At 71.6% G+C, this 11,083-nt stretch carries 12 protein-coding genes; 4 read left to right on the forward strand and 8 right to left on the reverse strand.

The window, feature by feature from the left end:
• The first annotated feature begins 182 nt into the window (after positions 1 to 182).
• Positions 183 to 908 carry a dienelactone hydrolase family protein gene (locus tag ACFVTF_RS04455; RefSeq protein ID WP_387808844.1) on the forward strand — a complete coding sequence of 242 codons (726 nt, stop codon included), beginning with the start codon at positions 183 to 185 and terminating at the stop codon, positions 906 to 908.
• A gap of 58 nt (positions 909 to 966) precedes the next feature.
• Here the strand turns inward: ACFVTF_RS04455 and ACFVTF_RS04460 are convergent, their stop codons facing one another.
• A complete protein-coding gene (locus tag ACFVTF_RS04460; RefSeq protein WP_387808846.1) occupies positions 967 to 1,449 on the reverse strand; it encodes a hypothetical protein in 483 nt (160 codons plus the stop codon).
• A 229-nt stretch (positions 1,450 to 1,678) separates the two neighbouring features.
• The gene (locus ACFVTF_RS04465; RefSeq protein ID WP_387808849.1) at positions 1,679 to 2,290 is read right to left on the reverse strand and encodes a cysteine hydrolase; all 612 of its coding nucleotides are present in this window, start codon (positions 2,288 to 2,290) and stop codon (positions 1,679 to 1,681) included.
• 184 nt (positions 2,291 to 2,474) lie between these two features.
• On the opposite strand from ACFVTF_RS04465, the gene ACFVTF_RS04470 reads away from it, so the two are divergent.
• Positions 2,475 to 3,410: a LysR family transcriptional regulator gene (locus tag ACFVTF_RS04470; protein ID WP_387808852.1), complete on the forward strand. Its 936-nt coding sequence runs from the start codon at positions 2,475 to 2,477 to the stop codon at positions 3,408 to 3,410.
• A gap of 246 nt (positions 3,411 to 3,656) precedes the next feature.
• Here the strand turns inward: ACFVTF_RS04470 and ACFVTF_RS04475 are convergent, their stop codons facing one another.
• On the reverse strand, positions 3,657 to 4,085 hold the full coding sequence (locus tag ACFVTF_RS04475) for a hypothetical protein (protein WP_387808855.1): 429 nt from the start codon (positions 4,083 to 4,085) through the stop codon (positions 3,657 to 3,659).
• Positions 4,086 to 4,620: 535 nt separating this feature from the next.
• Between ACFVTF_RS04475 and ACFVTF_RS04480 the strand changes: the two genes are divergently transcribed.
• Positions 4,621 to 5,040: a VOC family protein gene (locus ACFVTF_RS04480; protein WP_387808858.1), complete on the forward strand. Its 420-nt coding sequence runs from the start codon at positions 4,621 to 4,623 to the stop codon at positions 5,038 to 5,040.
• Between the two features lie 63 nt (positions 5,041 to 5,103).
• On the opposite strand, the gene ACFVTF_RS04485 is transcribed toward ACFVTF_RS04480, so the two are convergent.
• On the reverse strand, positions 5,104 to 6,024 hold the full coding sequence (locus ACFVTF_RS04485) for a LysR family transcriptional regulator (RefSeq protein ID WP_387808861.1): 921 nt from the start codon (positions 6,022 to 6,024) through the stop codon (positions 5,104 to 5,106).
• 130 nt (positions 6,025 to 6,154) lie between these two features.
• On the opposite strand from ACFVTF_RS04485, the gene ACFVTF_RS04490 reads away from it, so the two are divergent.
• Positions 6,155 to 7,750, forward strand: a complete 1,596-nt coding sequence (locus ACFVTF_RS04490) for a bifunctional 3-(3-hydroxy-phenyl)propionate/3-hydroxycinnamic acid hydroxylase (RefSeq protein ID WP_387808864.1) — start codon at positions 6,155 to 6,157, stop codon at positions 7,748 to 7,750.
• Between the two features lie 40 nt (positions 7,751 to 7,790).
• Here the strand turns inward: ACFVTF_RS04490 and ACFVTF_RS04495 are convergent, their stop codons facing one another.
• From ACFVTF_RS04495 to ACFVTF_RS04510, 4 genes are all read right to left on the reverse strand, one after another.
• The gene (locus tag ACFVTF_RS04495) at positions 7,791 to 8,387 is read right to left on the reverse strand and encodes a hypothetical protein (RefSeq protein WP_387808867.1); all 597 of its coding nucleotides are present in this window, start codon (positions 8,385 to 8,387) and stop codon (positions 7,791 to 7,793) included.
• 126 nt (positions 8,388 to 8,513) lie between these two features.
• On the reverse strand, positions 8,514 to 9,467 hold the full coding sequence (locus ACFVTF_RS04500) for an ankyrin repeat domain-containing protein (protein WP_387808869.1): 954 nt from the start codon (positions 9,465 to 9,467) through the stop codon (positions 8,514 to 8,516).
• A 189-nt stretch (positions 9,468 to 9,656) separates the two neighbouring features.
• Entirely contained in the window at positions 9,657 to 10,028 is a 372-nt protein-coding gene (locus tag ACFVTF_RS04505; protein ID WP_387808872.1) for a fic family toxin-antitoxin system, toxin component, read from the reverse strand.
• Positions 10,025 to 10,267 carry a plasmid mobilization protein gene (locus ACFVTF_RS04510; protein WP_063352545.1) on the reverse strand — a complete coding sequence of 81 codons (243 nt, stop codon included), beginning with the start codon at positions 10,265 to 10,267 and terminating at the stop codon, positions 10,025 to 10,027. The genes ACFVTF_RS04505 and ACFVTF_RS04510 overlap by 4 nt, the downstream gene beginning before the upstream one ends.
• Positions 10,268 to 11,083 lie beyond the last annotated feature (816 nt).

The raw sequence follows: 11,083 nt of genomic DNA on the forward strand, positions 1-11,083 counted from the left end.
CTCCGACGCGGTTTGAGATAAACCGCCGTAGCCGCCCCGGGCCTACGGCTGGGGGTGGGGGGCCGGCCTCCGCCCCGCCCCCACCACTGCCATCGCCGCATCGTCCGAGGCACACCCGCGCCGTTCTGCCGCCGGCGAAAAACCGGCCCGGGCGGGCTCGACGCTCACTACAGTCCGGTCCCATGACGACGGTTACCACGCGCACGGTCGAGTACCCGGCCGACGGCCTCACGATGATCGGGCACCTCGCGCTCCCGGCCGGCACCGGCCGCCGACCCGCGGTCCTGGTCGGGCCCGAGGGGCCGGGGCTGAACGACTTCCAGCGCCGCCGGGCCGATGCCCTCGCCGAACTCGGCTACGTGGCAATGGCCTTCGACATCAACGGCGGGCGCTGGTTCACCGACCCGCAGGAGATGCTGGCGCGCATCACTCCCCTGCTCTCCGACCCCGACCGGATGCGGGGCATCGGCCACGCGGCGCTCGACGTGCTGCGCGCCGAACCGCGGACCGACCCCGACCGGATCGCCGCCATCGGCTACGGCACCGGCGGCGCGATCGCACTGGAACTCGGGCGCGACGGCGTCGACCTACGCGCGATCGGAACGGTCAACGCCCTGACCACGGGACGACCGGGCGAGGCCGCGCGCATCCGCTGCCCGGTGTGGGCCGGGGTCGGATCGGAGGACCCGATCATGCCGCCCGCGCAACGGGACGCGTTCGCCGCCGAGATGCAGGCCGCGGGCGTCGACTGGCGCCTCATGGTCTACGGCGGCGCCCTGCACGCCTTCCACCACCCGACGGTCGGCCACGCCGTGCTCCCCGGCGTCGGCCACCACCCCCTGCACGCTCAGCGCGCCTGGCACGACATCGTCGGCCTGCTCACCGAGTGCCTGCCCGTAGCGGAGTGACCCGGTCTACGGACCCGACCTGCCCGGCGAGTCAGGCAAGTCAGGCGAGTCAGGCGAGTCAGGCGTTGGGTTCTGCGATCTGACGCACCATGTGATCGCCCTCGAACCAGCGGCTCAACAGCTGGTGGACCGGGTCCGCGCTCCCCGCCTGGTCTCCACGGCCCCAGCCCCAGCCGGCTCCCTGGGCGGGCGGCGTGCCGCCGGTCATCGCGGCCAAGCGGATCAACGCCGTCTCGGTGGCGCTCGCCTCCTCCTTCCCGAGGGCCCACATGAACACCTGCGGATCCGCGGCGGCCGCCAGGACCGGGGAAAGCCCGCAGCCGGCCGAGTACCACAAGGTGTTTCCACGGCGCCGCGCGTTCCGGAACTGCTCGGTCCACGTCCTCTCGTCTCTCGTTCGCCTGGCCACGTTGCCCGACTTGCCGATGTACAGCACCGGATGACCGACTGACCCCGCGTCCACCCAGGCATAGATGCCCGATCCGGTCACCTCTGCCGGGCTCTCCGGCCCGATCGCCGCACGTATCGTGCCGATGTCCATGTACCCCTCCCAGGTCTCACGAAGGACGCCGACTGTACTGATCGGCCCCGGCACACTGACAGCCGGGGCCGACCGACACCCCCTGGCCGACCTGCCCCGGCCGCGCCGGGAACCTCGGCGGGGCCCCACTGTTGCCGGCACCCACGACCGTGACCCGCACGAACTCGACTCGACTCGACCCGACTCGACCGACTCGACTCGACCGACTCGACCGGCTCGGCGGTTCGAGTCAGCTGGCCCGGAGCAGGGTGCGCAGCTCGGCGGTGTCGATGATGTGCGCCCGCGAGGGAAGGACCTTCTGGAGCAGGACGTCGTGGACTTCGGTGTCCGGGTCGGCGACGCCGTCGGACAGAACGTAGAGGTGGTAGTCGCGGTCGGCCGCGTCGAGGACGGTGGACAGGACGACGCCGCTGGTACTGATACCGGAGACGACCAGCGTGGTGATGCCGCGCTCGCGCAGCTGCTGGTCGAGGTCGGTGGTGGACATGCCGCCGTAGCGGGTCTTGCGCACGGCGAGGTCGCCGTCCCGGGGGGCCAGGCGCTCGTGGACGGCCGTGGCAGGGTCCTCGTGGTGCATGACGCGGTGTCGGGCCAGCGGGGCGAAGGACTTGTTGGTGGCCGGGATCGCGTCCCAGTCGGCCTCGGTGAAGCCGACGCGTACGTAGGCGATGGTGCCGCCGCTGGTGCGGACGTCGGCGATCGCCGCTTCCACGCGGTCGAGCAGGGCATCCCGGCCCCCGTTCTCGGGCAGAACGGCCAGGATCGCGGGCTGGCAGTCCAGGACGAGCAGAGCGGTGTGCGCCGGGTCAAGCGCGGGGGCAGGTGCAGGGGCAGTACTCACGCGAGTGTTCTCCTTGCTTGGCGGCACCCGGTCGGCGTGGGGACACGATTCGGCGCGCCGACGACACACCCCTTCGCACAACCGATCAGCGATCGAAAGCATCAAAGCGCGCCTCATCCTCGGGGATCAAACAACCAGAGGACCGCCAAGCCACAACCACCAGTTGTACCTATAGAGTGCCGCCATGGACCTCGACACCGTTCGGACCTTCGTCGCAGCCGCCGACGCTGGGCAGTTCCAGGAGGCCGCCGCCGAGCTGGCCGTCACCCAGCAGGCCGTCTCCAAGCGCATCGCCGCGCTGGAGCGCAACCTCGGCGTGCGGCTGTTCACCCGCACCGCGCGCGGGGCCGAGCTCACCATCGACGGGCAGGCCTTCCTGCCCCACGCGCGCGAGCTGCTGCGCGCCGCCGAGCGCGCGGTCGAGTCCGTGCGCCCCGGCAGCCGTCCGCTGCGCGTCGACGTGATCAACCTTCGCGGCTCGGCGTCGGGCCTGATGCGCGGCTTCCACCGCGCGCACCCCGAGATCGATCTCGACGTGATGATGCTGTTCGAGATCGAGACGGCCGTCAACGCCATCCGCTCCGGTGCGATCGACGCGTCCTTCCGCGCCGTCGTCGCGCCCGGCCGGCCCCTTCCCGAGGACATCGAGTCCGTCCGGGTGGTCGACGAACCGCTCCAGCTCCTCACCGGTCCCGCCCACGCACTGGCGGGCGCCCGGTCGGTGACCGTCGCCCAGCTCGCCGGGCACCGGATCTGGATGCCCGGCATCGTCCCCGGTACCGAGTGGGGCGCCTACTACGACGACCTCGTCGCCGAGTTCGGCCTCACCATCGAGGCGACCGGCCCCAACTTCGGCTCCGACGCGCTCCTCGACACCATCGCCGACACCCCGGCCCTGGCCACCTTCATGGGCGAGCACACCCGCCTCGTCTGGCCCGCCGACCACGGCCTGCGCCGCATCCCGGTGACCGACCCGACGCCCGTCTACCCCCACTCACTCCTCTGGCACCGCGACAACCCCCACCCGGCCCTGGCCACCCTCCGCGCCCACCTCGCCGCCACCACGACCGGCCACGACGCCTCCGGCACCTGGACACCGGACTGGGTCCTTCCACGCTGAACGCCACCGCGCCGGCGATCACCGTGACCGGATCGACGGGCGGCGGCTCTGGTCCCGGCCCGGTGCCCTGGGAAAGGTCTGCTCACCCCACCAGAGGTCGAACTCCAGCAGACCCAGGCGGCGGCCGCAAACCACGAATCCAGCGCCGAAGTCGGTCCCCACGTGCAACGTCGGGCGGTGCGGTGGCCGCTCGGGAGCGGGCACCGCACCGCCCGACGGCGGGGGCCGTGAACCGTGGGCCGCAGGTCAGCGCACGGTGACGGTGAACACGGGGGAGGCGACGTCTCCGCTGACGATGCGCAGCTCGTTCAGGCCCTTGATGCCGAGCTTCACGCCGAGCGAGTAGGAGCCGTTGTGGTTGGTGGGGACGGAGGCCGGCAGGGAGACCCACTTGCCGTGCTGCTTCTGCTGCAGGGTCACCTTGGTGCCCGCCTTGAGGCCGGTGGTGGTGCCGTTGACCCGGAACAGCTGCCAGGCCTGGACGGACGTGACGGACGGCTTGGCGGTGATGCTGGCCTGCGCGGCGGCCTGCTGCGCCGCGGCCTGCTGCGTGGTGGAGGTGGGGTAGGCGGCCGGGGCGGCCGCCATGGCGGCGGTGCCCGCCAGCCCGAGGGAGAGCACGGCGACGCTGGTCACGGCGGCCAGGCGCAGGGAGTTCCGCTTGGAGACGATCACGGGTGCCCCTTTCAAGGGGAGGTGATTGCTCGGCCCGAAGAGCACGGTCGGTGCGATTCGGGCTCTGTCATCTGTAGGGACGTCGCGCTCCACGCTTCGGTTGTGAGCGGATCGTCACTGCCTTGTAACAGTCGGCGACGTCTCGGAGTTCCCAACACCCAAGCACGCGAGCGGAATTGGCACTTCCTTTTCTACGGACGCGGCAGTCGGACCCGACGGTCTCCCGACGCCCCCCTCGACGGCAGGCGAGGGCACAGCGCCTCCGGACCGGGTGCGTTCGGGGCCTGCGGATGCGTCGGCCGCCGGAGTCGACCGCAGGGCCCACTCCCCCAATCCCGCCCCTACGAGTCCGGACGGCAGCAGCTCCGACGGCGTGTCGGGCACGAGTTCGGGGCCGGCCACCAACGCGGCCTGCCGGGCCGGAGCCACCACCGCGTCGTCGATGCCCGGGTCCGTGGCGAAAGCGCCGGTGCCGTCTCCTGTCCGGCCGCAATTCGGTAGCGGACCGAACGGTGCTTCCGGCAGGCTCGCGTGCATGGTCTCGGTGTTGCAGAACGTGGCGATCGACTGTGCGGATGCCTACGGGCTGGCTCGGTTCTGGAGTGAGGTGCTCGGCCATCCGCTGCACCCGGAGGACGGCCCGGGTGATCCGGAGACTGCGGTGATACTGCCGGAGGGCCAGATGCTGTACTTCCACCAGGTGCCGGAACCGAAGACGATCAAGAACAGGGTCCACCTGTGCCTGCGTCCGGAGACCACCCGCGAGGCAGAGGTCGAGCGGCTGCTGAACCTCGGGGCCACCCTCGTCGACGACCGCCGGGAACCCGATGGTGCCGGCTGGGCCGTCCTCGCGGACCCTGAGGGCAATGAATTCTGTGTTCTCCGCAGCGCGGCCGACCGCGCGGCGATGTCCTCCTGCGACTCCTCCGCGCAACGGCCCGCCGCTCCGCAGTAGCCGGCCACAGCCGTTCGTTGACGGCCGGACGACGCGGTGGTCCCGGCCGTCCTCACGTCCGGTTCAGCGCAGCGTGGCGGCGAACGGTCGGACGGCTTCCAGCACGTGGCGGCGGAGCCACCGGGACGCGGGATCGTCGTCGAGTCGGCGGTGCCAGCGCAGTTCGATGTCGGCCGCGGGCATTTCCAGCGGCACCTTGTGCCACCGGAGGGGCACCTGTCGCTCGACGAGGTGCTCCGCCACCACCCGGGGGCCGAGGCAGATGACGTCTCCCTCCAGCGCCATCAGGGCTGCCACGGCGAAGGACGGCACCACGGCGACGACGCGGCGGGAGCGGCCCAGGCGGTGCAGGGCCTCGTCCAGCGGCCCGTGCGCGAGGCCTCGGCGGGAGGCGGAGATGTGCGGGTGGGCGCACAGGTCGTCCACCGTCAGCCGCGCGGCCTGGCCCAGATCGGAGTGTGCCGCCACCACGGCGACGAAGTGGTCGGAGAACAGCGTTCGCGCGCGCACGTCCGGAGGGGGCGGGTCGGCGACGCCGATGTCGAGGTCGAGCGAGCCGTCGCGCAGCCGATCGGGTTCCTTGGAGTCCTGGGCGACGAACCGCAGGCGGACCTCGGGTGCCTCGGCGGCGATCCGGTGGGTGAGGCGGGGTGCGAGGACGGGGCTGAGTCCGTCGTTGACCCGGATGGCGAAGGTGCGCCGCCACGATCGCGGGTCGCTTCCCGCGGCATCCACCCGGAGTTCGGCCGCGGCCTCCAGCAGCGCCTTGACCCTGGCGGCCGACCGCTGGGCGAACGGGGTGGGTACGAGGCCCCGGCCGGCGCGCACCAGGATCTGGTCGTTCATCGCCCGTCGCAGCCGGCCCAGGGCCCTGCTGGTGGCCGGGATGGACAGGTGAAGGCGCGTCGCGGCCGCGGACACGCTGCCGGTGTCCATCAACGCGTCGAACACGCGCAAGAGGTTGAGGTCCAACTGGTCGGCCACGGACGCCCCCTTCGTTTGCGTCTGACGCAAACTCCCTGTGCAAATCATGCATTAGACATCGCGTCAGGAGAGTTCGAGACTGACGTCGTGGCCACCACACCCTCCGTCCCACCCCCGAGGAGCTGCAGCCATGACGAACGACAGGCACCCTGAGAACCGGACGCCGTCCCCTACCGAAGTCCCCTCATTCACCGAAGCCACCGAGACCGTCGAAATCGCCGTAGTCGGCTGCGGGCCGGTCGGCATGACGCTCGCGGCCCTGCTGGGCAGGGCCGGGCACTCGGTCGTGGCGCTCGAACGCTACCCCGGCCTGTACGGCCTCCCGCGGGCCGCCAGCTTCGACGGCGAGATCATGCGCGCGTTCCAAGGGCTCGGACTCGTCGACGAACTGGCGCCCACCCTGCGGACGCAGGACGCGTACGAGTGGCGCAACGGAGCGGGCGACCTCCTCATCCGACAGGTGTTCCGCAACGTCGGCGCCAGCGGTTGGGCCGACCTCTACAAGTTCCACCAGCCCGACCTGGAGGCGGCGTTGCACTCGTTGTGCACCTCGCTGCCGAACGTCGACCTCCGTTTCGGCACGACGGTCACCGGCCTGTCCCAGGACCGTGACCAGGTCACCCTGAACACGTCGGACGGTGCGACTCTCGCGGCGCGCTACGTGATCGGCTGCGACGGCGGGAACAGCTTCGTGCGGAACGCCCTCGGCGTCGAGCAGGACGACCTCGGCTTCTCCGAACCCTGGCTGGTCTGCGACTTCACCCTTCGCCGCCCCGCGGCCGACCTGAGACTGCCGTCGATGCTGCAGATCGGCGATCCCGAGGGACCGACCACCGTCATCACCACCGGTGACGAACGCCAGCGGTTCTGCTTCCTGCTCGACGATGACGACGACTTCGGGCGGGAGCGTGCGGCGGACGCCGTGTGGTCCCGCGTGGGTCGCTACCTGTCCCGCGACGACGCCGACATCGCCCGTACCGCCACCTACACCTTCCAGTCGCTGGTCGCGAGGCGCTGGCGGGACGGCCGGGTCCTGCTCGCGGGCGACGCCGCACACCAGATGCCGCCGTTCCTGGGGCAAGGGCTCTGCTCGGGGGTACGGGATGCACTCAACATCGCCTTCAAGCTGGATCTCGTGCTGCGCGGAGTCCGGGGCGCCGAGGTGCTCGACACCTACCAGAGCGAGCGGGAGCCGCACGTGCGCGGCGTGACGGCCACGAGCATGGAACTCGGCCGCCAGCACACCCTGCGGGACCCGGTGCTCGCCCGCGAGCGCGACCGCACGCTGATGGCCCACCGACGCGCGCTCCGGGAGCCGGACCGGATCCGGCTGCCCGACCTCGGCCCCGGCCTGTTCGCCTCCGGCGGAGGCCAGCTGTCCGTCCAGGGCCGGGTGAGCGACGGCCGGCGGACGGGCCTGCTCGACGACGTCGTCGGCGGAGGCTTCCGGCTGCTGGTCGCCGAACAGGCCCTCCCCCGGCTGAACCAGGCCCAGCTCAGCGACCTGGGCGTCACGGTCGTCGGCTTCGGCCCCACCGCCACAGGCGCCTCCGCAGGAGCCGCCGGAGCCGTCGTCGCCGACCCGGACGGCACCCACCGTCGCTGGCTGTCCGACCTCGGCGCCACCGCTGCCGCCGTGCGCCCCGACAACTACGTCTACGCGGCCGGGCCGGACGCGGACGCGGTGACGAACCAGCTACTGGCCCTCCTCACCCCCGGCACCTGAGCCCGGAACCGACTCAGCCGACTCAGCCGACTCAGCCGACTCAGCCGACCCCCAACGCCGTGCTCCGCGCCCGGAACCGCGCCCACGCCCACGAACCCGCGCCCACCAGCAGGGCCGCCCCCAGCGCGTACACCGGCAGCCAACGCGTCGTCGTCGCCGCCAGGCAGACGTCGACGGCCTGGCGGCTCTGCTCCCGCTGCACGTACGCCAACGCGTCACCGGCATTCCCGGCCAGGTCCCCCAGCGTGGCCTGCGTCCGCAGGACCTCGTAGCGGCCGGCCTCGACGCACCCGGTCCGCGTCCCCGGCATGGGTAACAGCCAGTCCCAACGCTGAAGGGCCGGAGCCAGCGCCAGCGCCACGCACAGCCCCACGACCAGCGAGTACGCCACCAGGCTCCGCCCGTAGGCCGCCCGCCGACCCGGCGCCGGCAGCGGCGTACGGCCGAAGGACAGGACCACCGCGAGCAGCGTCACCCCGAGATAGGTGGAGAACCACTGCCATGACCCCTGCGCGAGCGAGAACGCCAGCACCACGCCGAGCGCCGTCCCCAGCACACCGGCATCACCGGCCGTCCGTCCCGCGCCCGCGCCCATCGACACGGGGCTGCGGTCACCTCCAGGGCTGCGCCCACTCACAGGCTCTCCTCGTCCGCCAACGGGGCACCAGCCTCCCGCCGGCACCCGGCACCACGGCTTGTCACCACACCGCTGGGCCCTCGGACGCCACCCGCCCGGCCCAGCCCGGGCCTCCGGACGGGTCAGTCACCGCTCCCAGTAGTCGACGTCGGGCAGCCGTATCCAACTGTCGGCGGGGCCGGTGACGGCGCGGGCATCGGTGGGGCGCAGGCCCGCGAAGGCACAGGCCTGGGCGACGGCGTGGTGGTGGTAGAGGTAGCCGGTCAGGACCTCGTCCGGGGTGTGGTTCGGGAGGGGGCCACCACCGGGGTGGAGGTCCCAGGCTTCGACGGTGCCGTCACGGACGATGCTGCCCTGGTTGCCGCTCTTGGGGTTGGCGTACAGGCCGTAGCCGACCGTGCCGGCGGTCAGCCGGGCCATCACGCCCAGGGTGGACGGCGTGTAGCCCCAGGGCTGGGTGACGATGCATCCGCCGGGAACGGTCGTGACACCGGCGATGAGCAGGCCCTCGTCCATGTCGTACTCGTTCGGGTCGTCGAGGAAGTCCTCCATGAACTCCTCGTCCAACGGAGTGGCGTCCAGTCGGCGGACCGCTTCGGCGGCGTCGATGGCGGCGATGCAGGCGAGGCCGGTGCCCTCGTAGGGGAAACGGCCCAGGGCCTGGACGAGTTGCCGTCCGTGCCGGACGGTGGCCTGTTCGGTCGCTGTCAGACCGGCTTGTCCGTCCGGCGCGGGGAACAGGTCGGGGACCGGCCCGGCCAGGGCGATGCGGCCGGGAGACCAGCCGCCGAGCTGGGGCCGCCACGGGTCGGCGCCTGCGGCCGCGAGGGCCCGGGCGTTGTCCGGCCGGTTCTGCATGACGGCCTCCCACAGGGCCGTCGTCCCGTTCTCCAGCGCGTCGACGTCCGACACCCGGCGCGTCAGTTCGGCCACCACCTCGGGCGAGCCGAACCCCGCGGCCTGGTGCAGGGGGCGGAGCCCCCCGCCCCACAGGTCCGGATCGGCTCCCGCGTCGAGCCGCGCGCGGATGTCGTCGTGGTCCCGCCAGCTGTTCCAGGTCACACCGTCCCAGCCCGTCATCGCGGCCCCCGTTCGTTCGTCGTCAGCGCGGCTCTCCGTGAGCGCCACCCGTCCACACACGATTGCATGCCGGTCTGACAGTCGCTGTCCGGTGCCTTCGGTAGCTGCCGGGGCCGCGCCCTCGGTGAACACCACTCGTCACCGCACAGCGCCGCGGGGCTCCCCCGACCGAACGGTCGTCGACCGGGGTCAGCGGTACCAGGTGCGGACGGCGGCCGCCGTCTCGCGGACGTCCGCGTCCCCGGCGCGGATGCGGGCGGCCAGGTCGGCGGCCTGCTTGGGCTCCGCGGTGACGATGACCCCGGAGGCGCTGAGGTAGGAGGCGGCCACGACAGCGGCGAAGTGCTCGTTGGCGAACTCCAGGGCCGGGACGCGGATCAGCTGGTGCATGAGGGCCGCGGCCCGCTGGTGCACCTCGCCGTACACCGGCACGTCCATGACCTCGTCGAGGTGGCGGGCGACCGCGGCGGCGAGGGTGCCGTAGTCGGTGACGTCCGGATCGGCGGGCAGGAACTGGTGGGCGATGTCAAGCAGCCACGCCCGGTCTATCTGGAGGATCACGCGGCGTCCGCCGCGGCGCCGCGGGTGCTCTGCGGGTAGGGCCCGAACTCGGCCTCGAACGCGGGTGCCCAGGTCGGCGCGAAGTGCGCCGCAGCTGTCAGGAACCGTTCGCGCCGCTCGTCGGCCTCTTCGGCCAGCACCTTGCGGGCATAGTCCGTCAGGCTGAGCCCGGCGGCCTCCGCCCGCTGCTCCAGCGCTTCGTGCACGGCGTCGTCCAGTCGCACGTTCAGCTGCTTCATACCGGCGAATCGTAGTTCGCCGTACAGCTCGCTACAAGCCAGAAGACGGCGTGTCGGGCAACACGGACCACCCCGGCGGACTCCGGTACGGCCTGAGCTACGAACTCGGCCGCCGGCCGGCGGAGCGTCGGACCCGTTGCTTGCTCGACCAAGTCGGAGTCTCGGTCGCTTGGGTCGCTTCAGTAGCTGCCCTGCCGAGGCATGTCCTGGGTCGCTGCGGCCCTCCGCCGGCTCAGGCCCCCAGCGACCGAACCGGATCCGGTGCCACGAACAGGCCCTACGTACCGGGACAACAGGGCAACAGCACTGTCCTCGGAGGGCAGGGGCGACCGAAGCGACTCAGCGACTGAGTCCTGGAAGTGTTCAGGCACTGAGCGCTCCTGCGGACATAATCCCAGGTCACAGCATCGAAGCGACTCTCCAGGCCCTGCGGCGGAGCTACTGAAGCGACCCAAGCGACCCAAGTCGGGGACTTCCACGAGAACCTGGTCCGGCGACACGCCGGGGAAGAGTGCCCGAGAGACTCAGTCGCTTTCAGTCGCTGAGGTTCAGTCGCTGGGAAGAATCCCAGGTCAGGGCAGGTTCACCCACCCCGTCAGCGACCGAAGCGACTCAAGGTCAGGTATATGAAGACATTCCCCTGTGCGTGTGCGCGTTATAGACCCGGGCTACAGTCGCTTCAGTCGCTGTTTGCTGTTAAAACTGGCTTTGACCTGCGAAAATGCCGGAAGACCGAAACCAGCGACTGAACAGGGTCGGTCGCTGGCCCGGTTTTCGGTAGCTGAGTTTCGCCGCAGACTCCGGCAGTTCGCGTCC

This window comes from Kitasatospora sp. NPDC057940 (genome assembly GCF_042887425.1).
Lineage (GTDB): Bacteria > Actinomycetota > Actinomycetes > Streptomycetales > Streptomycetaceae > Kitasatospora.